Source organism: Listeria rocourtiae FSL F6-920, assembly GCF_000525975.1.
Taxonomy (GTDB): Bacteria; Bacillota; Bacilli; order Lactobacillales; family Listeriaceae; genus Listeria_A; species Listeria_A rocourtiae.
On sequence record NZ_AODK01000006.1, the window covers coordinates 1 to 25,101 of the forward strand.

Here is a 25,101-nt window from a genome sequence, read left to right on the forward strand (position 1 = left end):
ACGTCTTCTGTGGACGATTTAGTTGCGCTTATCGGACCACTTTGTATCGCGTTCGCCATTGGAGTTACAGGAAGCGTCGTTTTTTCGGCCATTTTGGGGAAAATTCTTGGATATAGTCTGGCGATGTCGATGGCGATTGGGCTCACAACGCTTTACGGTTTTCCTGGAACGATGATTTTGAGTCAAGAGGCCGCGAGAAGTGCTGGTGAAAATAGGGATGAAATCGCGGCGATTGAAGGAGAAATATTACCGAAAATGATTATTGCTGGGTTCTCGACGGTGACAATCTTATCTGTTGTGGTGAGTAGTATTTTGGCGGAGTTTATACATTAGGAAGGCTAGTGAAAGCAGCTATCAAAACCACTTTATTTGGTGTGATAGTTGCTTTTTTGTTATGATTGGATGCGAATGGAGGGAAAAAGCGTGAAATTAGGTTATGCGTGTATTAATATGTCGATGCCTTCTAAATTTCGGACGTGCCGATTGCGGACTGTGGAGGAGCAGGGGCTGGAAAAGGTGAAGGAAATCGCGGTACATAATTTAGCGGAGGTTATTCGTGTCTTGGAGTGGAATGCGACGCACGAGATTTATTTTTTCCGAATGTCGAGTGACTTGATTCCTTTTGCGTCACATTCGATTATGACGTGGGATTGGCAACAAGATGCGGATATTTTGGCGTTGACGGCGGAGATTAGTCGGTTGCGAGAGCTTCACGGGATGCGGTTATCAATGCACCCTGGGCAATATACGATTATTAATTCGCCGCGCGTGGATGTGGTAGAGAAGGCGATTGCGGAGTTAACGTATCATCAGCAGTTGCTAGACTTGGTTGGTGGAACAGATATGATTTTGCATATTGGTGGGGCTTATGGGGATAAGAAAACAGCAAGTGAGCGCTTTATTCAGGAATACAACGGCTTATCAGATGATATTAAGCGGCTTTTACGTTTGGAGAATGATGATAAGATATATACAGCGAATGATGTTTTAGAAATTTCCAGAGCTACGGGCGCAACTGTTTGCTTTGATATTCATCATCATATTTGTAATCACGAGCAGGATGCAGATGCGGTGCAAATTGTGACGGATGTTTTTAAAACGTGGAAAATGACGCCAAAAATGCATATTAGTTCTGGAAAAACGGGAAGTGAGGACAGATCACATCATGATTTTATTCATTTGGAGGATTTCCGGCGGTTAATGGGGTTATTGGCTGGTCGAGACGCCGATATTATGTTTGAGGCTAAGCGCAAGGAACAATCAGTTTTGAAGTTACGTGAGGAGTTGTGATGGAGGTTTACGGATGGATGAAGTCATGGTAGAATGTAGATGAATGACTGATGGAGGCGAAAATGCGATGGCAAAACGGACTCGTGCGGAGGAATTAATTTTTACGCGGAATAAGATTTTGACAACGGCTCGTGACTTGTTTATGGAGAAGGGTTACCGAACTGTGTCAACGCGGGATATCGCAACGCAGTGCCAGATGACCCAACCAGCGCTTTACCATCATTTTAAAGATAAGGAATCGCTCTATGTGGAAGTTGTTCGGCAGTTGACAATCGAGATTCACGCGGATATGATTCCAATTGAGCAGGCGGCTTTTGAACCTAAAGTACAGTTAAAGGCCATGTTGATGATGCTAATCGAGAATCATCCAACGAATATTGTTATGATGATTCATGATATTTTGAATGAATTGAAAAAGGAAAATCAGTTTTTGATGTTCCAGTTATGGCAGTCTACTTATTTGGACCCGTTTAAGCGGCTTTTTACGCGTATGGCAGAAGACGGAGTGCTGCGTGATGGGGTGACAAGTGAGACGGCCGCACGTTACTGTTTGTCAACGATTAGCCCGGTCTTTGCTAGTGATAGCCCGTTTCGTACTGGTTCAATATCGGATCGTCTAGATGAGCTGATTGATTTTATGATGTTTGGGATTTGTAAAAAAGAGGTATAAATGAAATGTCTCTTTTTTTTATAAATAAATATTTATCGATTGATAAACGAAAATATTTATCGTATGATAAGTGAAAAGGATAAGGGGGAATTTGAAATGAGTCATGGTATTTTTAGTAAGGTTGCAAATGCGGTAGGTGGGAAGCGCGGCAGGTGGATTACGCTTGCTATCTGGATTTTAATTGTGGTTGCTTTACAAGTTTTTTTACCGAAATCGGCGGATTATAAAGATGATGCGGCACCCGATTTAGCAGCTTCGGAACCCTCTGTCGTTGCACAAAAAGTGATGGATGAACAATTTCCAATGGGAGAAGGTACGCCGGCTTTAATTACATGGTTTCGGAGCACAGGTTTGACGAATGTTGATTTAGCGCAAATTCAAGAGTTTGCTAAGGAGTTACAGCAAAGCCCGCTGGATCATCAGAAAACGGTAGTTCCGTACGATAAAATGCCACTTCCTGTTTTGAAGCAACAGGTTTCTAAGGATGGTACGACATTTATTCAGACGGTTTTGATGGATTCAGCAGCTACTTCCGATGAACTCAAAACAAGTTTTGAAGAGTTGGAGAAAACGGCGAATGGGATTTTTGCAGATAAGCCGTTTGATCAGAAGGTGAGTAGTAAGGATACATTGACGGCTCGGACGACTGGACCTGCGGGCATTGGTGTTGATGCAACGGAATTGTTTAGTGATGCCGATGTGTCGCTATTAATTGGTACTGTGTTGCTCGTTTTAATTTTCTTACTGGTGATTTATCGTTCACCAATCTTGGCATTTATTCCGCTTATTGCAGTTGGATTTGCTTATTTGGCAGTGACGCCGATTATTGCGCTACTTGGCAAAGAAGGCGTGATTACTTACGGGTCACAAGGACTGTCGATTATGACCGTGCTTCTTTTCGGAGCTGGGACGGATTATTGTTTGTTTTTGATTGCGAGATTCCGCAGTCAGTTGCATCATGATGAGAACCGATATACAGCGTTTAAAAAGGCTTTTAGCAATACAGCAGGGGCTATTGCGCTAAGTGGGTTCACGGTAATGGCGGCTTTGCTAATTTTACTTGTCGCAAAATATGGTTCCATTCATAATTTTGCGGTTCCGTTTAGTTTGTCCATTTTGATTATGATGATTTCTTCGTTGACATTAGTTCCAGCGCTACTCGGTATTTTTGGCCGAATTTCATTTTGGCCATTTGTTCCGCGTACAGAGGAGATGTCACGAGTGCGCGCTGCTAAAAAGGGAAAAACGGCGAAACCTCATCGCGAAAATCGTTTTTGGCATCGTGTCGGTGAAATGTCAGCGAAACACCCGATAAAGACATTCGTGATTACAATTTTGATTTTAGGTGGATGTGCGATTTTTGCGACACAGGTGAAATATACGTACGATACGCTCTCGACGTTTCCGAAAGATATGCCGTCACGTGAAGGTTTTACGTTGATTAGTGATCATTTTGGAGCGGGGCAATTGGCGCCAGTGAATTTGATTGTTAAAACGAACGGAGAAAAGACAGATCTTCGGACTAATTTGGAGAAAGAGGATGGCGTGGCTAATGTTTCTGTGGGGATTCCAAGCACAAAAAATCGGGACTATGTGATGTATACGATTGAGCTTGCGGATAATCCTTATAGCAACGCGGCGATGGATGTGATTCCGGATATCCGTGAAGTGGCTGAAACAACGCTTAGCGATGCTGGGATTTCGAAAAATAATGTTTGGATTGCTGGGCAGACAGCGACACAATATGATTCGCGCGCAGTTACCAAGCAGGATGAAGCTTTGATTATTCCACTTGTTATCGGCCTGATTGCGTTGTTACTACTCGTTTACTTGCGCTCGGTGACGGCGATGGTTTATCTTGTTGCAACAGTCTTGCTTTCATTCTTTAGTGCACTAGGACTCGGTTGGCTCATTATTCATTATGTCATGGGGGCCGATGCTATTGCTGGTTTGATTCCGATTTATGCGTTTGTCTTTATTGTTGCACTTGGCGAAGATTATAACATTTTCATGATTTCTAGTATCTGGAAAAAAAGTAGGGAACTATCGTTGCGTGAGGCAATAACAGAGGGTGTTGGACAGACTGGTGGTGTGATTACATCGGCAGGAATTATTTTGGCAGGAACATTCGCTGTTTTGACGACTTTACCAATTCAATTGCTCGTTCAATTTGGTCTAATCACAGCGATTGGAGTTTTACTTGATACGTTCATTGTGCGACCATTCTTAGTTCCGGCGATTACGATGTTGCTTGGAAAATGGGCATTCTGGCCAGGAAAAGGTCATAAGAAAGAACATTGATGCTTGTTTCCTGCCCTAAAAAGTATATAATGGATATATTAAACGGGGGTGGGTGTAATGATGAACATCGTGGATATGCACTGTGATGCTCTTTATAAGCTACAAGCAGGTGTAGGAAAAGTCATGTTTCAAGATTCAGAGCAACTGGATGTTAATTTTGAAAAGATGATTGCAGGTGGCATCAAAATGCAGGCTTTTGCGATTTTTCTGGAGCCAACAACACCTGTCGAACAGAAATGGAAGAAAGCGATTGAGCAAGTGAATATCTATAAACAGCATGTATTGCATCGGAATGGCGTGATTAAGCCGCTTCGACAGTGGTCTGATGTGGATCGTGTGCCAGAGGAGAAGATTGCAGCATTTTTGACATTAGAAAGTGTGGAGCCGATTGGGACAGATTTACGAAAACTAGATCAAATGCTAGATTATGGCGTGCTTTCGGTTGGTTTGACCTGGAATAACGCTAACTTGGCGGCGGATGGGATTGAAGAATCGCGCGGTGCAGGTTTGACGGATTTTGGCAAAGCGATAGTGGCTAGACTAAATGAACGAAAAGTATTTACGGATGTTTCACATTTGAGTGAGAAGGCGTTCTGGGATGTGATGGAGCTTGCAGATTATCCGATTGCGAGCCATTCCAATGCAAAGGCAATTTGTGCACATCCCCGGAATTTGTCGGATGACCAGATTAAAGCTTTACTTGAAAAAGATGCGATGATTCACATCGTCTTCTATCCATTGTTCGTGAAGGAGACGGCTGATACTGTTTATATGGAAGATTTAATTGCACATATAAAGCATATTTGTGAGCTTGGCGGTGTACGAAATATTGGCTTTGGTTCGGATTTTGATGGAATACCGTATCATATTGAGGGGCTGGAAGATTGTTCGAAATATCCGGCATTTATTGCAGAGCTTAGAAAGCATTTTACGGAGCAAGAGATTAAAGGATTTTGCTACGATAATTTTATTGCACATTTGCCAAAATAAGATAGGTGGGCTTGGTTTTGTAAAGCAAAATTTTCGTCTTACTTCAAACTTAAGGAGTAAGACGATTTTATTTTGTTTGCGCTATGTCACAGATGTAGTTCTTTATTTGGGGTTTATCGACTTTGGGTGGACGTGTTATAATAGATGGGACGAGTATAAAGTAGGAGGAGTTATCTCATGAGATTAGAGTCCAATTTTGTCCAAAAGCAGCAACAGACGCAGTCAATGAAGTTGATGATGACCCAACAGTTATCGCAATCCATCGCGATGTTGCAGTTCAATATGGAAGATTTGGCGGCTTTTCTGGAAGATAAGGCACTTGAAAATCCTTTGATAGAGGTAATACCAGGTGTAGACATGGCTTCTGATTATACATTAACGACGATGCGCAAAAAAGAGCACCTCACAGGAGCTGATGATGTAAATTGGTTGGAGCAAATTGCAGATACGACGATGACACTTTCAGATGCTTTGAAGGAACAGATGCAGTTTTTGGAAATAACGAGTCAGCAGAAATTGGTGTTGTTGTTTCTAATTGAAAGTTTGGATAATAATGGATATTTGCGGACAGAGTTGGACGTCGTGGCTTCGGCGTTACTGATGTCTGAGAGCGATGTTTTGGAGATGCTAGCGGTTTTGCAGAGTTTGGAACCAGCTGGTGTCGGTGCGCGTGATGCCAAAGAATGTATTTTACTGCAAATTGAGCGTCATGAAAGAGCGCCGGATAAAGCTTATGATCTGATTCATGATTATTTTGATGACTTTGCAAACAAGCGTTGGAAAAAAATTGCGGATGGATTGAGTATTGAAATGATAGATATTCAGGCAATATCGGATTTTATTGTTACACTTAACCCGAAACCTGGTGCAGAATTCGAATCAGAACGAGTGCAATATGTTGTGCCTGATCTTGTTTTGCAACGAAACGGGGATGAATTGCAGGTCAAGGTCGCAAAGCAATTTTTGCCGCGAATGAAATTTCAAGAAGGTTATTTCCAAATGATGCAGGCGACGCAGGAAAAGGATGTTGCAGCATTTTTGAAGGAGAAGGCTGGTGAGTTTGAGTGGTTGAAAAAAGGCTTGGAGCAACGAGAAAGCACGATTGGCCGTGTTGGTGTTGCGATTGTGGAGCATCAACGGGAGTTCTTTTTACATGAGGAAAAGCATTTGCAACCATTGACATTAAAGGAGATTGCGGAGGAAATTGGGGTACATGAATCGACGGTTAGTCGGGCAGTGAATGGCAAGTATATGGAAACGGTTCACGGTGTGTACGAGTTAAAGTATTTCTTCTCATCGAGTCTGATGAAAAAAGAGAGCGAGGAATCCGGTGCTGGCGATGTTTCAAGCCAGAGCATTAAGAAGTTGATGCAGCAATTTGTGAATAATGAGAATAAATTAAAACCACTTTCTGATCAAAAAATTGTGGAGATGCTGGACGAGCAAGGTATCCAAGTTTCTCGCCGAGCAATTGCTAAATACCGTGGTGAGTTGAACATTTTATCCTCATCGAAGCGTAAAAGGTTTGCTTGACCTCTTGTTATCTATTCAAGAGGTTTTTTAGTTGGATTGTTTTATGTTTTAACACAGTCATTCCGTGGAATATAGTAATGTGTCTTTTTTAATAGTAGGGATGCAGTGTTAATAAATCGTGAATTTTTCTTTAATATAGTAGCTTAACGCTTGAATTTTGAACTAATCACTGGTAGAATGGTTGTTGTAGGGTAATGAAATAACTACTTGCTTTATGGCAGGCGATTTACGAAAGAGATGGGTTAGTTTAGAAACGAAAAGATGACTGGTTCGATATTTATCGGCAATGGTCACAATAGTTTACTAGCAAAGACTTAGTTCTCTTGTTTTTTTAGTTTTATCGGGACATCTTATGACTAAGCGGGTCAAGAAGAGTCCAAGGTGGTTAGGAGACTTTGAAATGTCAGATATTATTAACATTCAAAAGAAATTATTACCCGACATGCTTCTAGTAATGCAGAAGCGCTATCAAATTTTGCGCTCGATTTATTTTGCGGAACCGGTTGGTAGACGGACACTCGCCCAAATGCTTGGTATGAGTGAGCGGGTACTGCGTGGTGAGGTAGAATTTTTGAAAGCACAGGGGTTAATTGGCATTGCCCCCGCTGGGATGACAGTGACGAAGGATGGTCTGGTTGTATTTCGCGAATTAGAATCCGTTATGAATCAGTTGACGGGAATACATACAATGGAAGATAGACTGCGCGAGAAATTAAAGATCAAAGCTTGTTTTGTGGTTCAGGGAGATAGCGATGTAACGCCGTGGGTCTTGGAAGAAATGGGACGTGTGGCACTCGAACAACTGGATATATCGCTCACAGAGAAGAAGAACACGATTGCTGTAATGGGTGGATCAACAATGGCAACGCTAGCCGAAATGATGACGCCTGATTTTGCGAATGGGCGCGAGTTGCTTTTTGTCCCAGGGCGTGGTGGACTTGGTGAGGACTTGAATAATCAGGCGAATACGATTTGTGATAGAATGGCAACGAAGACGAATGGGAAACACCGCATGTTTTATGTACCGGAACAGCTTGGTGAAGAGGCGTATCAATCATTAATGAAGGAGCCTGCAATTCAAGAAGGATTGCGACTCGTTCAATCAGCGAATGCTATATTGCATGGTATCGGTGATGCGATGACGATGGCACAGCGTCGACACACGAATGCCGAAACAATGCAAAAAATCACAGACAGACAAGCTGTGGGTGAAGCATTTGGTTATTACTTCAATGAACAAGGAGAAGTCGTGTATAAAGTTCCAACATTTGGCTTACAGTTTGAAGACTTACCTCGCATACCGAATATTATTGCGTTAGCAGGAGGCACTTCAAAAGCCAAAGCAATCAAGTCGTATATGAAAACCGCTCCGGCACATACGATTTTAGTAACAGACGAAGGAGCAGCAACGATGCTTTTAAAAGGGGAAAACACCCTTTTGAAATAAAAAATTTCATTATTTTCAAGGAGGAAATTGACTTATGACAGTTAAAGTTGGTATTAATGGTTTTGGACGTATCGGACGTCTAGCATTCCGTCGTATTCAAAATGTGGAAGGTATTGAAGTTGTGGCAATCAATGACTTAACAGACGCTAAAATGTTAGCTCATCTGTTGAAATATGATACTACTCAAGGTCGTTTTGATGGCGATGTTGAAGTACATGATGGTTATTTCAACGTGAACGGTAAAGAAGTTAAAGTTTTAGCTAACCGTAACCCAGAGGAATTACCATGGGGCGAACTAGGTGTAGATATCGTTCTTGAGTGTACTGGTTTCTTCACTGCGAAAGAAAAAGCAGAACTACACATCAAAGCTGGTGCTAAAAAAAGTTGTTATCTCAGCTCCTGCATCTGGCGACATGAAAACAATCGTATACAACGTGAACCATGATACTTTAGATGGAACTGAAACAGTTATTTCTGGTGCTTCATGTACTACTAACTGTCTTGCTCCAATGGCTAAAGTATTAGAAGACAAATTTGGTATCGAACAAGGTCTTATGACTACAATTCACGCTTATACAGGTGACCAAATGACACTTGATGGTCCTCACCCAGGTGGAGACTTCCGTCGTGCGCGCGCTGCTGCAGAAAACATCGTTCCTAACACGACTGGTGCTGCTAAAGCAATTGGTCTTGTGTTACCATCACTTGTTGGTAAATTAGACGGTGCTGCTCAACGTGTTCCAGTTGCAACTGGTTCTTTAACTGAGTTAGTAACAGTTCTTAACAAAGAAGTTACTGTTGAAGAAGTGAACGCTGCAATGGAAGCTGCAAGCGATAAAGATACTTTCGGTTACACTAACGATCCAATCGTTTCTTCTGATATCGCTGGAATCACTTTCGGTTCTTTATTCGACGAAACGCAAACGAAAGTCCTTTCAGTTGGTGGCAAACAATTAGTTAAAACTGTTGCTTGGTATGACAACGAAATGTCTTACACTGCACAATTAGTTCGTACACTTGAATATTTTGCTAAAATTGCTAAATAAGATTGCTAAGAACTAAATAATAAACAAATAAGCGGGAACAGGTCTTTTGTTTCCGCTTTTTATTTGAAAAGTATGGAGGAAAAGTAATATGGCTAAAAAAGTTGTGACCGATTTAGACTTAAACGACAAAAAAGTTCTAGTACGTGTTGATTTTAACGTTCCAATGAAAGACGGTAAAATTACCAATGATAATCGTATCGTAGCGGCGCTTCCAACGATTCAATATATCCTTGAGCAAAACGGTAAAGCAATTCTTTTCTCTCATTTAGGTAAAGTGAAGACAGAAGAAGATAAAGCGGACAAATCGCTTCGCCCAGTTGCTGAACGTTTGAGCGAATTATTAGGTAAGGAAGTAAAATTTGTACCTGTAACGCGTGGGCCTGAACTGGAAGGCGCGATTAGCGAGATGAAAGACGGCGACGTTATTCTTTTCGAAAATACGCGTTTTGAAGATATTGATGGCAAAAAAGAAAGTAAAAATGATTCTGAGTTAGGCAAGTATTGGGCTTCTCTAGGTGATGTTTTTGTTAACGATGCGTTCGGAACAGCTCACCGTGCACATGCTTCTAACGTTGGAATTGCTTCTAACTTAGATTCAGCGGCAGGCTTCCTAATGGAGAAAGAAATCAAGTTCATCGGTGGCGTTGTGGATAACCCAACACGTCCACTGGTTGCAATTCTTGGTGGCGCAAAAGTTTCCGACAAAATCGGCGTTATCGAGAACTTAATCGAAAAAGCAGACAAAATTACTTATCGGTGGCGGAATGGCATATACATTCTTCAAAGCACAAGGTAGAGAAGTCGGCATTTCACTTTTAGAAAAAGATAAAATCGATCTTGCGAAGAGCTTACTTGAAAAAGCAGGCGACAAATTAGTGCTTCCAATCGACAATGTTGTTTCTCGTGAATTCAGCAATGATGCACCATTCCACACAGTTGACTCGAACCACATCCCAGCTGATGAAGAAGGTTTGGATATTGGCCCTGCAACAGTAGAACTTTTTACAAAAGAGTTACAAGGTGCGAAAACAGTTGTTTGGAACGGTCCTATGGGAGTGTTCGAAATGAGCAACTTTGCTAAAGGAACAATTGGCGTTTGTGAAGCCATCGCAAATCTTGATGACGCAACAACAATAATCGGTGGTGGAGATAGTGCAGCAGCAGCGATGGACCTTGGTTACGCTGACAAATTTACACACATTTCTACTGGTGGCGGAGCTTCTCTAGAATACCTAGAAGGTAAAAAGCTACCAGGCGTTGAATCTATTAGCGATAAATAATGTTTGAAACTGTTAGCCTCTCGTGTTTCGCGGGTTAAAATAGTATCCGTGAACCTCAGCGTGTCGACAAATGCCTAAGTTTTAGGCAAAGCTGGGTACCGAACAGAGCATACTCGGGTATGCGCGACTACCGGAACGGAAGGTTTAACGGCAAAGATGAGCGTTTGTCGACGCGCTGCAAAGAGAAGGGATGGTCAACTATATGCGTAAACCAATCATTGCAGGAAACTGGAAAATGAACAAAACGGCAGCGAAAGCTGGACAATTTGCTGAGGACGTCAAGTCTAAAGTTCCAAGTAACGATGTTGTGGATTCCGTAATCGCAGCACCAGCATTGTTTTTACAAGAATTAGTTCGCTTGACGGAGGGAACTGATCTTAGAATCGCAGCGCAAAATACTTATTTTGAAGACGAAGGTGCATTCACTGGTGAAATTAGCCCATTTGCTGTTGCTGATTTAGGTGTTTCTTATGTTGTTATTGGGCACTCTGAACGTCGTGAGTATTTCCACGAAACAGACGAAGATATCAACAAAAAAGCACACGCAATCTTCAAACACGGGATGACTCCAATTATTTGCTGTGGTGAAACTTTAGAGCAACGTGAAGCTGGTCAAACAAACGAATGGGTGAGTGGACAAATTCGCGCAGCACTGGAAGGTTTGACAGCAGAACAAGTTGCTAAATCTGTCATCGCTTATGAGCCAATCTGGGCAATCGGAACTGGTAAATCTTCCACAAGTAAAGACGCTAATGACACATGTGCTGTTGTTCGTCAAACTGTGGCAGAAGTTGTTTCCCAAGAAGCAGCAGACGCTGTTCGTATTCAATACGGCGGTAGTGTAAAACCTGAGAACATTGCTGAGTATATGGCACAATCCGACATTGATGGAGCATTAGTTGGTGGGGCAAGCCTTGAGCCAGCTTCTTTCTTAGCTCTATTGGAGGCAGTGAAGTAAATGGCAAAATCACCTGTAGCTATTATCATTCTTGATGGTTTTGGTTTAAGTAACGAAACAATTGGGAATGCTGTTGCGCTAGCTAATAAACCTAATTTTGATCGCTATTGGGAAACTTATCCGCATGGACAGCTAAAAGCATCGGGTCTAGACGTTGGTCTGCCAGAAGGGCAAATGGGTAACTCGGAAGTAGGGCATACCAATATCGGTGCTGGACGTATTGTTTACCAAAGTTTAACGCGTATTGACAAAGCAATCGAAGAAGGCGAATTTGCCAAAAACGAGGCTTTAAACAATGCATTTACACATACAAAAACGAATAATTCCGACCTTCACTTATTCGGCTTGTTATCTGATGGTGGCGTGCATAGTCACATAAACCATCTAGTGGCATTACTTGATACAGCAAAAAAAGAAGGTGTGAAAAATGTCTATATCCATGCTTTCCTTGATGGTCGAGATGTACCACCACAATCTGCTGTAGGGTATCTGGAAGAGTTACAAAAAGCTATTGCTGAGCTGAGCTATGGTGAGATTGCAACTGTTTCTGGACGCTTCTATGCAATGGATCGTGATAAACGCTGGGAACGTGTTGAAAAAGCCTACAATACAATTGTAAAAGGGGAAGGCGCACAATTTGAGGATCCTGTGAAGTTGGTTGAAGCTTCTTACGCAGACGGTAAAAATGATGAGTTTGTCGTTCCAGCTGTTATAGCGAAAGATGGTAAGCCAGTCGCTACTGTGAAAGATAATGACGCTGTTATTTTCTTCAATTTCCGTCCTGATCGTGCCATCCAACTTTCAAATGCATTTACAGATACGGAATGGGAACATTTCGATCGTGGACAAACGCATCCAAAAAATATTAAATTCGTAACGATGACACTTTACAATCCAAGTATTGTGGCAGAAGTTGCTTTTGAGCCAACGCCGATGACAAATGTTATTGGGGAAGTTTTATCTAATGAAGGTTTATCGCAATTGCGTATTGCTGAAACAGAGAAGTATCCTCATGTTACATTTTTCATGAATGGTGGGCGCAACGAAGAATTCCCTGGTGAAAGCCGGATTCTAATTGACTCGCCGAAAGTAGAAACGTACGATTTGAAACCTGAAATGAGCGCTTATGAAGTGACAGATGCGTTAGTGGAAGATATCAAAAATGATAAGCACGATGCCATTATTTTAAACTTTGCTAATCCTGATATGGTAGGTCATTCTGGTATGGTTGAACCGACAAAAAAAGCCATTGAAGCAGTGGATGAGAATCTTGGACGTGTTGTTGATCTTATTTTGGAAAAAGGTGGTTCAGCCATTATTTTCGCTGATCACGGTAATGCCGAAACGATGACAACACCAGAAGGTAAACCACATACAGCTCATACGACAGTGCCGGTACCAGTCATTGTTACAAAAGCTGGTGTAACATTGCGTGAGGGTGGGCGTTTAGCCGATGTAGCTCCAACAATGCTTGATCTTTTAGGCGTGAAAAAACCAGTAGAAATGACGGGCGAAAGTTTAATTCAAAAATAAACAAGTCTTGCTTTGCGTTTTTGACTAAACAAGGCTAAAATAAGAAGGTAAGCAACCGGTAATTCGGTCACTTCCTTACAAAAATTCATTTTTAGAGGAGAGTATAAATTATGTCTATTATTACTGAAGTATACGCACGTGAAGTCCTTGATTCCCGTGGTAACCCAACTATCGAGGTAGAAGTTTACACAGAAACTGGCGCATTTGGTCGCGCATTAGTTCCAAGTGGCGCATCTACTGGTGAATATGAAGCAGTAGAATTACGTGACAACGATTCAAACCGTTACATGGGTAAAGGTGTTTTGAAAGCTGTTGAAAACGTAAATGACATTATTGCAGACAAAATTATCGGTTTTGACGTAACAGATCAAATTGGTTTAGACCAAGCAATGATTGAGCTTGATGGTACTGAAAACAAAGGTAAATTAGGCGCAAACGCAATTCTAGGTGTTTCTTTGGCAGCCGCTCGCGCAGCAGCAGAAGAATTAGGCCTTGAGTTATACGAGTACATTGGTGGTGTTAACTCGAAAGTATTGCCAGTTCCAATGATGAATATCGTTAATGGTGGCGAGCACGCTGACAATAACGTAGATATTCAAGAATTCATGGTTATGCCTGTAGGAGCTAAAACTTTCTCTGAAGCATTGCGTATGGGTACTGAAATCTTGCATCACTTAAAAGCAGTTCTTAAAGGTAAAGGCCTTAACACTGGTGTTGGTGATGAAGGTGGATTCGCCCCTGACCTTAAATCTAATGAAGAAGCTTTAGAAACAATCATCGAAGCTATCAAAAAAAGCTGGCTATACACCAGGTGAGCAAGTTAAATTGGCTATGGATGCTGCCTCTTCTGAGTTCTATAACCGTGAAACTGGCAATTACGAGCTTAAAGGTGAAGGCGTAACACGTACTTCCGAGGAAATGGTTGCTTGGTATGAAGAGTTAGTAAATAAATACCCAATCATCTCTATTGAAGATGGTTTAGACGAAAACGACTGGAAAGGTCACAAACTATTGACAGAACGCCTTGGTGATCGCGTACAATTAGTTGGTGATGACTTGTTCGTTACAAATACGAAGAAACTAAAAGAAGGAATTGATAACGGCATTTCTAACTCAATCCTTATCAAAGTTAACCAAATCGGTACGCTTACTGAAACATTAGACGCTATCGAAATGGCTAAACGCGCTGGTTACACAGCAGTTATTTCCCATCGTTCAGGTGAAACAGAAGACAGCACAATCGCTGACATTGCTGTTGCAACAAACGCTGGACAAATCAAAACAGGTGCTCCAACTCGTACGGACCGTGTTGCTAAATACAACCAATTGCTACGTATTGAAGATAACCTAGGTAACTTAGCTCAATATCACGGCGACGATACTTTCTACAACTTGAAAAAATAATCGCTATCCAATTTAGGGCCTCCAGAGTGTTTTCTGGGGGTCTTTTTTTTATGTAAGGAATTATATAACTTACCTGTACTAAAAATAAAAGCAACTTATAAAGTGCAATAACAGATAGGATACAAAATAAATTATTTCTAGTTAGCAAGATACTATTGCATTCTTGGAGCTAATATGCAATTTTTTTGCTATAATGACCTTACTAAAAGGTCTGGTGATAATGATGAAAGCATATGTAAATGGAATAGAACTCTCATATCATATTTATGGTAGTGGTGAACCGCTTGTTTTGCTACATGGAAATGGGCAGAGTCATGGTTCTTTGAAGCGACAAATAGACTTCTTTCGAAAAAATTATCAAGTGATTACGGTGGATTCTCGTGGTCATGGCAAGTCAGAGCTGGGTTTTCGGCCACTTGATTTCCAGATTATGGCGCTGGATATTTTATGTTTATTGGACTTTTTGAAAATTAATAAGTATCGAGTCATTGGATATAGTGATGGTGGTATTATTGCGTTAGAGATGGCGATATATCAGCCGAAACGGCAGAAGCAGATGGTTGTGATTGGGACGAATTATGATGCGAGCCAGATTAAATGGTGGGCGAATATTTTTACGTTCATTGTTTATTTAGTCTCGATTCTTTTAACACCCTTCAGTTTCTTTTTTAGGCGTATTAGGGCGCAGATGAGGTTAATGATTTTTCATCCGCATATTAAAGAAGAGGATTTAGCTAGGATCTCAGCGCCGATGTTAGCAGTTATGGGTGAATATGATGTGATTTCAAAAGCGGATGTTCAGAAAATGGTGAATCTTGTTCAGCGCGGAGAGATGGTTGTGATTCATAATGGCACCCATTTTTTGATTCGGCAGAAACCGCGCGAGTTGCATAAAATTATTACTTCTTTTTTTGACAAAGATGTGACGCAAATATAGGGATAAAGTCGGTAAATAATGTTTTTCTATAGATTTAATGAAATTTAGATTGACAGTTTCTCTGTTTGGCGTTATCATATGTCTATTGTATAAATTACTGACCCCAAAAACGGCAATTTTGAATAGCGCTGAAACCTTTGATACCAATGGTTTTCAGGTTGCGAATCAAAAGCTGGTAATTCACGCGAATATGGCGTACAATGAGGGCAAGTTAAGGAAGATGGAGGAGTGCAATTAATCATGAGTACGGATCGTAGCTTTCTTTTAAAAGCAGGCAGTCGTGCTGTTTTATTACTGCATGGATTTGCAGGAACGACAGAGGATGTTAGAGAATTAGGGGAATATCTAGCAGAGAATGGTTATACAGTGTATGCACCAAATTATCGCGGTCATGGCGAAGAACCAGCAATTTTCCTAAAAACCACACCAGATATGTGGTATGAGGATGCAAAAGCGGGTTATGAGCATTTACAAGGCTTAGGATATCACGAAATAGCAATAGTAGGTGCCGCAATGGGTGGTGTTTTTGCTCTAAAAATGGCAGAAACATTCAGTCCGAAAGCAATCGCTCCGCTATGTGCAAACGTGAATCGTAAAATGCGATATATTCCAGTGGAGAAATATTTATTAAAGAGTATGAGCAAAATGGGTATTGCAGATGGTGAAGCAGAGGTAATGCTCGCCAATTATGCACCTGAGATAAAAATAATGACAGATGCGCGTTCTGCATTTTACAAAGCAGTGGCGACGGATATTGAGCGAATCGAAGTACCAACGATGATTGGGCAAGGCTGTCAAGATGAAGAGATTTCAGCTGATGACGCGAACTATATTTTCAAAAATATTCACTCGGATGATAAACAATTGTGTTTCTATGCAGGCTCAGGTCACGATATTACAACGGACTGTGAGAGAGAAATTTTGGCAGAGGATTTAGTTTACTTCTTGGATGACTTAATGTGGTTAGAAGAAATTGTTGTGTAAGATTTGTGAGGAATGCCTGAATGTGAGGTGTTCCTTTTTTGTTAGTTGCTTTGGCTACTGATAAGTCGTATTATTAAGGGAGAATAGAGAGGAGGATGTGAAATGAGTGCACGTTTTAATTTAGCAAAAGAAAATTCGGAAGCTTACGCAGCGATTGGTAAGTTGGATACATTAGGTCGGGAGAGTAGCATTCCGAAAAAGTTACAGGAATTGATCAAGATTTATGCTTCGTGTCTAAACCACTGCGCGTTCTGTATTGATATGCACACGAAAGAGGCTTTGGAAAATGGTGAGACAGTGCAGCGTGTGATGGGCGTGAATGCTTGGCGCGAGGCTCCTTTTTATTCGGATAAGGAACGCGTGGTATTGGAGCTTGTTGAGGAAGTAACATTTATTCATCAACATGGTGTATCTGACTCGGTTTATGCAGAGCTTGAGAGGTTGTATAGCGAGAAAGAGATTGGCGAGTTGTACTTATTGATTGCGACGATCAATGCTTATAATCGACTGGGAATTATGAGCCAATTGCAACCAAAAACAGATAAATAGTCTCTATGAGAGGATTTACTATTTTTGATGGTGAATCCTCTTTTTAACGCTTTACCTTCTATACAAAATATGCTATCATAAAAGGTAGTCAAAAAGAGGACGGTTTTAGGAGGAAAGAGCATGAATACAGTGTTAACAATTTTATTAGTTATTGTATCGATATTGTTAATAATCGTAGTTGTTCTTCAACCAGGTAAGAGTAACGGGTTATCCGGAGCTATCTCTGGTGGAGCAGAAGAACTATTTGGTAAACAAAAAGCAAGAGGACTCGAACGTATTTTACATCGTACAACGATTGTTTTAGCAGTAATCTTCTTTGCAATATTGATTGCTTTAGGATTTTTCTTGTAATTATGAAAAGTGACGAACTCCACCTGAATTTTGCGGGTGGAGTTTTTGGTGCTGTTGCTGTTGCGGGCTATGCCCGTTACAGCAACAGTATGAGTGAGAGCGTTAGCGAGCATTCGTTCACTAGTGTCGGCAGAATATGATGGGACTCCAAATACAGATTCTAGTACGCAAAATCACTTGCTAAGTCTCGATGCTTATTCTCAACACCTTCTTTTTGAATTTTGCGGGTGGAGACGGTACACTGGGTGTAAGGATATTTTTAGAATGAAGGGGATTTTTTGATATGAAAATGAAGGCGCCAGAGCCATTTTTATTTGAGACTGGGAAACGGGCGGTATTGTTGCTACATGGATTTACGGGAAGTTCTGCAGATGTTCGAATGTTGGGGCGTTTCTTGCAAGATAATCAGTACACGTGTTATGCACCGCAGTATAAGGGGCATGGTGTATCACCGGATGTATTATTGACAACCGGGCCTGATGATTGGTGGCGGGATGTTCTTGCGGCTTATGATTATTTGAAATCTCTGGGCTATGAGGAGATTGCGGTGGCTGGACTCTCACTGGGAGGGCTTTTCTCATTGAAACTGGGGTATAATCGACCGCTTAAGGGGATCGTTGCGATGAGTACGCCAACGCGGATGGATAGTTCATCGCCGATTATTCAAGGTTTTCTGGATTATGTTCGTAATTATAAGAAGTATGAGGGCAAGTCGCCAGAGCAGATTGATGCGGAGATGTTGGCATATAAAGATGCACCGATGGATACGATTGCTAAATTGAAAGATGAGATTCAGGATGTTATTCCGCAAATTGATATGATTTATACACCAATTATGGTCGTTCAGGGAAAAAAAGATCAGATGGTGGATGTAAATGGTGCAGAATTGATTTATAATAAGGTAGAGTCAGATCAAAAGGAACTGAAATGGTACGAGAATTCTGGACATGTTATTACGATTGATAAGGAAAAGGCTCAGTTGCAAGCTGATATTTTAGCCTTTTTAGATAAGCTGGATTGGCATGTTTAAGTTTTACGAAGAGAGAGGAGGGAAACAATGAAGAAAATAGAGGATAAGATTTTAGATTTTATGAAGGAATCGCCGAAAAAGACGTTTTCGCTGGATGATTTAGAGGCGGAGATGGGTTTGCGGGATGCGGACGATTTTAAGGCGATGGTGAAGTCGCTTGTAGCAATGGAAGATCGCGGGGATGTGATTCGAACCAAGAAGAACCGTTATGCATTGCCAGAAGAGCTTGATTTTGTGAAGGGAACTTTCCGAGCGCATGAGAAAGGCTTTGGATTTGTACTTCCTGAGGATCAAGAAATGGATGATATTTTTATTCCGCCGACGCAGGTGAACGATGCGATGAATGGGGATATTGTTTTTGCTAATATCACGAAGATAAAAGGCGATAATTTAGCAGAGGGTACGATTCATAAGATTGTAGAGCGGAAGACCTCGCAAGTGGTTGGGACGTATATGGAAGACTTGATTGGTGATCCGATTGTGATTCCTGATGATAAAAGGACGTTTGGTCAGGTGGAAATTGATTTGGCAAATGGTTTGAAGCCTGTGGATGGTCATAAGGTGATTGTGGAGTTGACGGAGTACCCGGAAGGCCGTCATCGTGCGCGGGGAATCGTTAAAATGATTATTGGACATCGAAATGATCCAGGCGTTGATATTTTGTCGATTATTCATAAGCACGGAATTCCGATTGCGTTTCCAGATGAAGTGATGGAGGAAGCTAATAAGGTTCCGGCTGAGATTTCGGAGAGTGATATTGGGGCGCGTCGTGATTTGCGTGATCAGGTTATTATTACGATTGATGGTGCGGATGCGAAGGATTTGGATGATGCGGTTACAGTGACGCAACTTCCAAATGGAAATCATAAACTAGGTGTACATATTGCGGACGTTAGTTCGTATGTGACGGAGGGATCAGAGCTAGATCGTGAGGCAGCAGAGCGTGGCACAAGTGTATACTTGGTGGATCGGGTTATTCCGATGATTCCGCATCGTTTGTCTAATGGGATTTGTTCGCTGAATCCGCATGTGGATCGCTTTACGATGTCGTGTGAGATGGAGATTGATGCGTCTGGAACGGTCGTTTCGCATGAGATTTTTGAGAGTGTGATTAATACAACGGAGCGGATGACGTACACAGATGTCAATGACATTTTAGTGGCGGAGGATGCTGGATTGCGTGAAAAATATGCGCCGATTGTGCCAATGCTTGAAGATATGTACGCTTTGTCCAAAATTTTGAATAAGAAGCGGGATGCGCGTGGTGCGATTGATTTCGACTTTAAAGAGGCGCGTATAGTCGTGGATGAACAGGGACATCCAACTGGGGTTGTGACGCGAGAACGTTCGGCCGGTGAGCGTCTGATTGAGGAATTCATGCTGGCAGCAAATGAGTGTATCGCGGAGCATTTCTTCTGGATGCAAGTACCGTTTATTTATCGTATCCATGAAAACCCACGGGAAGAGAAGTTACAGCGTTTCTTCGAGTTCATTACGAACTTTGGCCTAGTTGTGAAGGGGACGGCAAATGATGTGCATCCGCGGGCTTTGCAGCAAGTTTTAGAAGAGGTCAAGGGAAAACCAGAAGAGATGGTTGTTTCGACAATCATGCTTCGATCCATGCAACAAGCGAAGTATGATACGGCAAACTTGGGGCATTTCGGACTATCAACGGAGTATTATACGCATTTCACATCGCCGATTCGTCGCTATCCAGACTTGATTGTACATCGCTTGATTCGGGAGTATTTGATTCATGGAGATATTGATGATGCGACGATGGCAAAATGGGCGGAGCGCCTCCCAGAAATTGCAGAACATACGTCGAAAATGGAGCGCCGGGCTGTAGAGGCTGAGCGTGAAACGGATGAGCTCAAGAAAACAGAATACATGGTAGATCATGTGGGTGAGATTTTTAAAGGCATTATTAGTTCGGTGACGAATTTCGGCATGTTTATTGAGTTGCCAAATACGATTGAAGGTCTTGCGCATGTGAGTACAATGAAGGATGATTATTACCAATTCCATCAAAATCAGTTGGCAATGATTGGTGAGCGTACTGGTCGTGTGTATCGAATTGGTGACGAGGTGGAAGTCGAGGTTACGAAGGTAGACGTAGATCACCGCGAAATCGATTTTGCACTTCGTAGTCTTGGTAAGGAAACGCCTGGCTTTAAACGAGGCAAGAAGACGGTGGAGGTTTCGAAATCATTTAAGAAAAATAAGAACCGTCCTAATGGCGATAAAAAACGGAAGGACAACGATTCATCGCGTAAGAAAGGAAAGCAGAGCGGTGGGGATGTTGGACAACCGAAGAAGAAAAAGAAGAAACCATTTTACCAAGGTGTGGCTAAAGGCACAAAATCGAAGAAGTCACGTCGTTAGGAAGGAAGATGTATTATGCCTAAAGGTGAAGGACGTTTATTAGCGCAAAATAAGAAGGCGCGTCATGATTATGCGATTGAGGAGACTTTTGAAGCTGGAATTGTGCTTCAGGGAACGGAGATTAAGTCGGTACGTAATGCGCGTGTGAATTTGAAAGATGCTTACGCGCGGATTGATCGTGGTGAAATTTTTCTGCATAATATGCATATTAGTCCGTATGAGCAGGGAAATCGCTATAATCATGATCCGCTGAGGACACGTAAGTTATTGTTACACAAGAAGCAGATTAGTAAGCTGATTGGTGAAACAAAAGAGGCGGGTTATTCGATTATTCCGCTAAAAATGTACATCAAGGATGGCTATGCAAAAGTGTTGATTGGTGTGGCGAAGGGTAAGAAGAAATACGATAAACGCCAGGATTTGAAGAGTAAAGAGGCGAAACGTGATGTGGAGCGGGCATTTAAAGAAAGGCAGCGTTAAGATTAGGTGATTGGATAGATATAGATATACGGATGAGACATCTATATTTATACGGAAAAGCTTAGTATTGAACGGCGGAAGGTAAGTCACGTTATCAAGATTTGCTCTAGATGATGTGTACAATTGGCTTTAACTTGCCAACTATGAGCTGTTCGTGTATAATTTTAGATACTGTCACGTTTGGTGTTTCGCTTATAGGAGCATTTTTCTCGTGGTACGCCGTAGATTCGGCAATATCACGGGGACGTTACGGATTCGACAGGGATAGTTCGAGCTTGGATTGCGAGTCGGGGGGATCGGCCTCGTTACTAACGTCAAAGCCAATAATAACTGGCAAAACTAATAATAACCTAGCTTTCGCTGCCTAAGAACAGTCGATAGCTGATCCTCCGTGCATCGCCCATGTGCTACGGTAAGGGTCTCAAATGAAGTGGGATACGATTCTAAATCTCTGTCTGGGGTTTGGAAGGAGAGCACAATCAGACTAGCTTTATGGAAGCCTGTTGTCGGGCTGATGTATATGCGAAAATCTAATACGATGACTACGCTCGTAGATGTCTAAGTGCCGTTATTTCTGGACGTGGGTTCGACTCCCACCGTCTCCATTACATGGGGAAACGCTTGAAGCATTGATGTATCATGTGCTTCAAGCGTTTTTTTGTGCTTTGATTTTTTAATATGAAGTTTACTCGAATTTGATTTAATCTTAGCGGCTTAATATTTTTTATTTGAGCAGGTAAATTACACCTTACCGCAGTCTATTCGATACTCTCATAGTTGTAAATAATACCTTCAACAATATTTCAGCGCTACTGAGTTAACTAATAGTGTAAATAAAAATTTATCTTGTTGACACCTTTTTGAAGTACAAAAAAAACAACTTTTCTTTCAAAACTTAATCGAAAGAAAAGTTGTTTCGCATAGTTAATTTATACAGATTCCTAGTTAATAGCTTATTTACTTTTTACTGAAGAAGCTTTTGCAAAATCAGCTTCGATTTTATTTAACGATGTGTTCATGCTATCTTGGAAAGCTTTAGAATCTAGTTTACTCACTGCTTCACGAATCGCATCAATATCACTTTGAGTTACTGATGGTTTAAAAGTTACACGCTTGAAGTTTGTATACAGATTGTTAATTGATCGAACTACAGTTTCATAGGAATTATAAGTAGATTTTCCAGTCAAATATCTTTCTGCTAGGGAAATATAATTTAAACTAGAGATTTTATCTAAGCTATCAGGAAGTTTATTAGTTACATTTTTTACGTAATCAATATCTTGTTTTGAAATATTTGATTTTAAGCCATTAATAGTGTAATCCTTGCCAAGAGTGAAGAAATTGCTTATCATAGCACTGACTTGTTCTTGTGATGGAGAAGAAGCTTTAATGAAGGCAGCTTCAGCTTCATCTAACATTGTGTTCATTTTATCTTGGAAAGCTTTAGAATCTAATTTACTTACTGCTTCACGAATCGCATCAATATCATTTTGAGTTACTGATGGTTTAAAAGCTACACGTGTGTAGTCTGTGTATAAATCTTCAAGTGAGTTTTCTACAGCTTCATAAGCATTATAAGTAGCAGTTCCAGTTAAATATCTTTCTGCTAGGGAAATATAATGTAAATGAGAAATTTTAGTTAGGCTATCGGGAAGCGTATTTACTACATTTTTCACTAAATCAATATCGTGTTGTGTGGTGCCTTTTTTTTAAACCAGTTATATAGTACTGTGTTGCATGGACACTGAATAGATCATACACCATATTATTGATTTGTTGTTGCGATGGTGCAGTTGTTGCTGTTTTGGAAGTAGCTGCATGGACGATGTCTCCAGATGAGAAACTCATTCCAATAACGGAAGCCACCGCTGTTGATGCTAATACTTTTGCTAATTTTTTTGACATGTTAAAACCCCTTATACTTTTAGTTTTTCTTAAATAAATAGATATCTAAGAATGTGAAGGAAACCTTCGTATCTTATTATAAAGAGTTAATAAGTGAACAAATATAGCTAAAATTAAGCACTTTGATTTTTTTTTACGTATAGTAAATGATATACGTTCACATTTTTAGTTTTTTGAAAGCATAAAAAGTTGAGCTGTATAAATAATGTTCATAATATACAGACTATGACGCATGATATTTCAAAGTCATGGCCATGTATGGATAATTGATGATAGGGAGGGGCTATAAAAAGAAGTTATGCAAAAGCTGTTCTTGTGTGACCGGTAGTGTAGAGGTGATAAAAAACTTGACCAATGGGATTGCACGTAAGGTAATAGCTGTCTCGTCATGCGATAATGGTGCGTCAGGGAATGCTCTTTCTGTAGCCTTTTTTATGAGTTGAAAACGACCTCTCCATCTAAATTCTCGCAAGACTTGCAGTAGAAACATAATAGCACCAACTGCTAAAAATAGTGTTAAATATAAAATCTATTGCAAAACTTATAGGAGAATCTATTTTTACAGTATGTATAGCGCTTCATTAATAAAAAAGCATCGAAAACGGGTTTATACCGGTTTCCAATGCTTTTAACACTATTAATTAGAAAAATGCCCTTTTTTCTTTTTGTAGAGGTATATAGGTAGTCCAATTGCAGTTAGTCCAAGTCCAATTCCAGCGTTCATCGGTTGTGTGAACAAGGTGTTGATAACAATGAAGGCGCCACCTAAAATCGCAATGATTGGTATCACAGGATAAAATGGGACTTTGTACGGCCTAACTAGCTCTGGTTCTCGTTTTCGTAGTACAAAGACGGCGATGAATGTAAGTGTATAGAAGATCCAAATAACGAAAATGAGCATATCGGTTAGTTGATTGAACCCACCACTGAAAATCATGGTGATAGAAATAAGTAGAATTACGATTCCACCGTTGTAAGGAACGCCGCTTTTAGCACCAAGTTTCTTGAACCAATTACTAAATGGTAGCTGGTTTTCTAGAGACATCGCATATGGAATACGTATTCCAGTCATTGTATAGCCATTAATAGTACCGAATACGGAAATTAGAATCCCAATTGTGATTAATTTACCACCAATAGAGCCAAAAATGATATTTGCAACATCGGATGCTGGTGTTGCTGTGGCAGCGAGTGCGGCAGCAGGCATAACGAATAGGTAGGCAATATTAATCAATAAGTACACCAACATAACGCCGGTTAGTCCAAATACGATTGCTTTTGGTAAATCTTTTTTCGGGTTTTTCATTTCGCCGGCAATGTTACCGACGTGAATCCAGCCATCATAGGCAAACATGGTTGCTACAAGACCTGAACCTAAACTTGTCAAAAATGGATGATCCTCAACGCTTATTGGGAATAAACGGAATGCAACATCTCCCTGATGAAAGAGTCCAAAAATAATAATTAAGACAAGTGGTACGAGTTTACAGATTGTTGTGATTGCTTGGAATGACCCAGCGACTTTTGCTCCGATAAAGTTCATGAGCATGATGAACACGGCAGCCCCGATAGCTACTGGAACAATGATGCCGTCTCCTGTGCCAAAAAGGTTAGCGACTTGTGTTGCGAAAATGATAGATAGTGCTGCAATATTTGCCGGGAAGTAGATGACGGTTTGCGCCCAACCAAGTAAATATGCGGTTAATTTGCCATATGTTTTTTGAAGATAAATCATCATTCCACCAGTTTGGGGGATTGCTGCGGAAAGTTCGGCCGCGGTTAGCCCTCCACAAATAGTGATGACGCCGCCCAGAATCCAGGCTAGTAAGCCAAGACTCGCAGTTCCTGTTGCAGAATAAACCGCTTCTGGTTTGAAGAATACACCGGAACCAATAACAGTTCCCATAACAATGGTTAGTGCTGTAAAAAAGCCAATCTCTTTTTTTAGTTTCTGATTTTCCATATGTTTTCCCCTCGCTTGTTGCGTGGAATTGGCACTCTCTTTGAATGCTAATCCCACGCCACAGT

At 41.0% G+C, this 25,101-nt stretch carries 18 protein-coding genes, 1 other RNA gene and 4 pseudogenes; 20 read left to right on the forward strand and 3 right to left on the reverse strand.

The window, feature by feature from the left end; all coding sequences use genetic code 11:
* The 20 genes and pseudogenes from PROCOU_RS02100 to ssrA all read left to right on the forward strand — a co-directional run.
* A pseudogene (locus PROCOU_RS02100) lies at positions 1-333 on the forward strand (hypothetical protein); the annotation flags it as partial.
* Positions 334-423: 90 nt separating this feature from the next.
* Entirely contained in the window at positions 424-1,290 is an 867-nt protein-coding gene (gene uvsE / locus PROCOU_RS02105; RefSeq protein WP_036069371.1) for a UV DNA damage repair endonuclease UvsE, read from the forward strand.
* Between the two features lie 67 nt (positions 1,291-1,357).
* Complete coding sequence (locus tag PROCOU_RS02110) at positions 1,358-1,960, forward strand: TetR/AcrR family transcriptional regulator (protein ID WP_036069372.1); 603 nt, start codon at positions 1,358-1,360, stop codon at positions 1,958-1,960.
* A 96-nt stretch (positions 1,961-2,056) separates the two neighbouring features.
* Positions 2,057-4,261 carry an MMPL family transporter gene (locus PROCOU_RS02115; protein WP_036069374.1) on the forward strand — a complete coding sequence of 735 codons (2,205 nt, stop codon included), beginning with the start codon at positions 2,057-2,059 and terminating at the stop codon, positions 4,259-4,261.
* 60 nt (positions 4,262-4,321) lie between these two features.
* A complete protein-coding gene (locus PROCOU_RS02120; RefSeq protein ID WP_036069375.1) occupies positions 4,322-5,251 on the forward strand; it encodes a dipeptidase in 930 nt (309 codons plus the stop codon).
* A gap of 177 nt (positions 5,252-5,428) precedes the next feature.
* The gene (rpoN, locus tag PROCOU_RS02125) at positions 5,429-6,784 is read left to right on the forward strand and encodes an RNA polymerase factor sigma-54 (protein ID WP_036069377.1); all 1,356 of its coding nucleotides are present in this window, start codon (positions 5,429-5,431) and stop codon (positions 6,782-6,784) included.
* 400 nt (positions 6,785-7,184) lie between these two features.
* Positions 7,185-8,231, forward strand: coding sequence for a sugar-binding transcriptional regulator (locus PROCOU_RS02130; protein WP_036069379.1), 1,047 nt, complete (start codon positions 7,185-7,187; stop codon positions 8,229-8,231).
* A 34-nt stretch (positions 8,232-8,265) separates the two neighbouring features.
* Positions 8,266-9,277 (forward strand): annotated as a pseudogene (gene gap, locus PROCOU_RS02135) (type I glyceraldehyde-3-phosphate dehydrogenase).
* Between the two features lie 88 nt (positions 9,278-9,365).
* Positions 9,366-10,557: pseudogene (locus PROCOU_RS02140) on the forward strand (phosphoglycerate kinase).
* Between the two features lie 202 nt (positions 10,558-10,759).
* Entirely contained in the window at positions 10,760-11,515 is a 756-nt protein-coding gene (tpiA, locus tag PROCOU_RS02145) for a triose-phosphate isomerase (RefSeq protein WP_036069381.1), read from the forward strand.
* Complete coding sequence (gene gpmI / locus PROCOU_RS02150; protein WP_036069382.1) at positions 11,516-13,048, forward strand: 2,3-bisphosphoglycerate-independent phosphoglycerate mutase; 1,533 nt, start codon at positions 11,516-11,518, stop codon at positions 13,046-13,048. It abuts the gene before it with no gap.
* Positions 13,049-13,158: 110 nt separating this feature from the next.
* Positions 13,159-14,452 (forward strand): annotated as a pseudogene (gene eno, locus PROCOU_RS02155) (phosphopyruvate hydratase).
* A 223-nt stretch (positions 14,453-14,675) separates the two neighbouring features.
* Positions 14,676-15,389, forward strand: coding sequence for an alpha/beta fold hydrolase (locus PROCOU_RS02160; RefSeq protein WP_036069630.1), 714 nt, complete (start codon positions 14,676-14,678; stop codon positions 15,387-15,389).
* A 240-nt stretch (positions 15,390-15,629) separates the two neighbouring features.
* Entirely contained in the window at positions 15,630-16,373 is a 744-nt protein-coding gene (locus tag PROCOU_RS02170; RefSeq protein WP_036069384.1) for an alpha/beta hydrolase, read from the forward strand.
* Between the two features lie 102 nt (positions 16,374-16,475).
* The gene (locus PROCOU_RS02175) at positions 16,476-16,922 is read left to right on the forward strand and encodes a carboxymuconolactone decarboxylase family protein (protein WP_036069385.1); all 447 of its coding nucleotides are present in this window, start codon (positions 16,476-16,478) and stop codon (positions 16,920-16,922) included.
* A 120-nt stretch (positions 16,923-17,042) separates the two neighbouring features.
* Positions 17,043-17,273, forward strand: coding sequence for a preprotein translocase subunit SecG (gene secG, locus PROCOU_RS02180; RefSeq protein ID WP_036069386.1), 231 nt, complete (start codon positions 17,043-17,045; stop codon positions 17,271-17,273).
* A 283-nt stretch (positions 17,274-17,556) separates the two neighbouring features.
* Positions 17,557-18,303 (forward strand): alpha/beta hydrolase, encoded by a 747-nt coding sequence (locus tag PROCOU_RS02185; protein WP_036069388.1) that lies wholly within the window; start codon positions 17,557-17,559, stop codon positions 18,301-18,303.
* A gap of 27 nt (positions 18,304-18,330) precedes the next feature.
* Positions 18,331-20,688, forward strand: a complete 2,358-nt coding sequence (gene rnr, locus PROCOU_RS02190) for a ribonuclease R (protein ID WP_036069390.1) — start codon at positions 18,331-18,333, stop codon at positions 20,686-20,688.
* 15 nt (positions 20,689-20,703) lie between these two features.
* Positions 20,704-21,168, forward strand: a complete 465-nt coding sequence (gene smpB / locus PROCOU_RS02195; protein ID WP_036069391.1) for an SsrA-binding protein SmpB — start codon at positions 20,704-20,706, stop codon at positions 21,166-21,168.
* 240 nt (positions 21,169-21,408) lie between these two features.
* Positions 21,409-21,776, forward strand: a transfer-messenger RNA (tmRNA) gene (gene ssrA / locus PROCOU_RS16990).
* A 345-nt stretch (positions 21,777-22,121) separates the two neighbouring features.
* Here the strand turns inward: ssrA and PROCOU_RS02200 are convergent.
* From PROCOU_RS02200 to PROCOU_RS02210, 3 genes are all read right to left on the reverse strand, one after another.
* The gene (locus tag PROCOU_RS02200; protein WP_036069393.1) at positions 22,122-22,844 is read right to left on the reverse strand and encodes a hypothetical protein; all 723 of its coding nucleotides are present in this window, start codon (positions 22,842-22,844) and stop codon (positions 22,122-22,124) included.
* Between the two features lie 4 nt (positions 22,845-22,848).
* Positions 22,849-23,073 (reverse strand): hypothetical protein, encoded by a 225-nt coding sequence (locus PROCOU_RS02205; protein ID WP_036069394.1) that lies wholly within the window; start codon positions 23,071-23,073, stop codon positions 22,849-22,851.
* 637 nt (positions 23,074-23,710) lie between these two features.
* Positions 23,711-25,036: an APC family permease gene (locus PROCOU_RS02210; protein WP_036069396.1), complete on the reverse strand. Its 1,326-nt coding sequence runs from the start codon at positions 25,034-25,036 to the stop codon at positions 23,711-23,713.
* Between the last annotated feature and the right edge of the window lie 65 nt (positions 25,037-25,101).

Bases quoted from the DNA above. Each gene is read 5' to 3' on its own strand.
- PROCOU_RS02115 (WP_036069374.1), top strand. From the start codon at position 2,057: ATGAGTCATGGTATTTTTAGTAAGGTTGCAAATGCGGTAGGTGGGAAG.
- rnr (WP_036069390.1), top strand. From the start codon at position 18,331: ATGAAGAAAATAGAGGATAAGATTTTAGATTTTATGAAGGAATCGCCG.
- gpmI (WP_036069382.1), top strand. From the start codon at position 11,516: ATGGCAAAATCACCTGTAGCTATTATCATTCTTGATGGTTTTGGTTTA.
- PROCOU_RS02210 (WP_036069396.1), bottom strand. From the start codon at position 25,036: ATGGAAAATCAGAAACTAAAAAAAGAGATTGGCTTTTTTACAGCACTA.
- secG (WP_036069386.1), top strand. From the start codon at position 17,043: ATGAATACAGTGTTAACAATTTTATTAGTTATTGTATCGATATTGTTA.
- rpoN (WP_036069377.1), top strand. From the start codon at position 5,429: ATGAGATTAGAGTCCAATTTTGTCCAAAAGCAGCAACAGACGCAGTCA.
- PROCOU_RS02160 (WP_036069630.1), top strand. From the start codon at position 14,676: ATGAAAGCATATGTAAATGGAATAGAACTCTCATATCATATTTATGGT.
- PROCOU_RS02175 (WP_036069385.1), top strand. From the start codon at position 16,476: ATGAGTGCACGTTTTAATTTAGCAAAAGAAAATTCGGAAGCTTACGCA.
- PROCOU_RS02170 (WP_036069384.1), top strand. From the start codon at position 15,630: ATGAGTACGGATCGTAGCTTTCTTTTAAAAGCAGGCAGTCGTGCTGTT.
- PROCOU_RS02130 (WP_036069379.1), top strand. From the start codon at position 7,185: ATGTCAGATATTATTAACATTCAAAAGAAATTATTACCCGACATGCTT.
- smpB (WP_036069391.1), top strand. From the start codon at position 20,704: ATGCCTAAAGGTGAAGGACGTTTATTAGCGCAAAATAAGAAGGCGCGT.
- PROCOU_RS02185 (WP_036069388.1), top strand. From the start codon at position 17,557: ATGAAAATGAAGGCGCCAGAGCCATTTTTATTTGAGACTGGGAAACGG.
- tpiA (WP_036069381.1), top strand. From the start codon at position 10,760: ATGCGTAAACCAATCATTGCAGGAAACTGGAAAATGAACAAAACGGCA.
- PROCOU_RS02110 (WP_036069372.1), top strand. From the start codon at position 1,358: ATGGCAAAACGGACTCGTGCGGAGGAATTAATTTTTACGCGGAATAAG.
- PROCOU_RS02120 (WP_036069375.1), top strand. From the start codon at position 4,322: ATGAACATCGTGGATATGCACTGTGATGCTCTTTATAAGCTACAAGCA.
- PROCOU_RS02205 (WP_036069394.1), bottom strand. From the start codon at position 23,073: ATGTCAAAAAAATTAGCAAAAGTATTAGCATCAACAGCGGTGGCTTCC.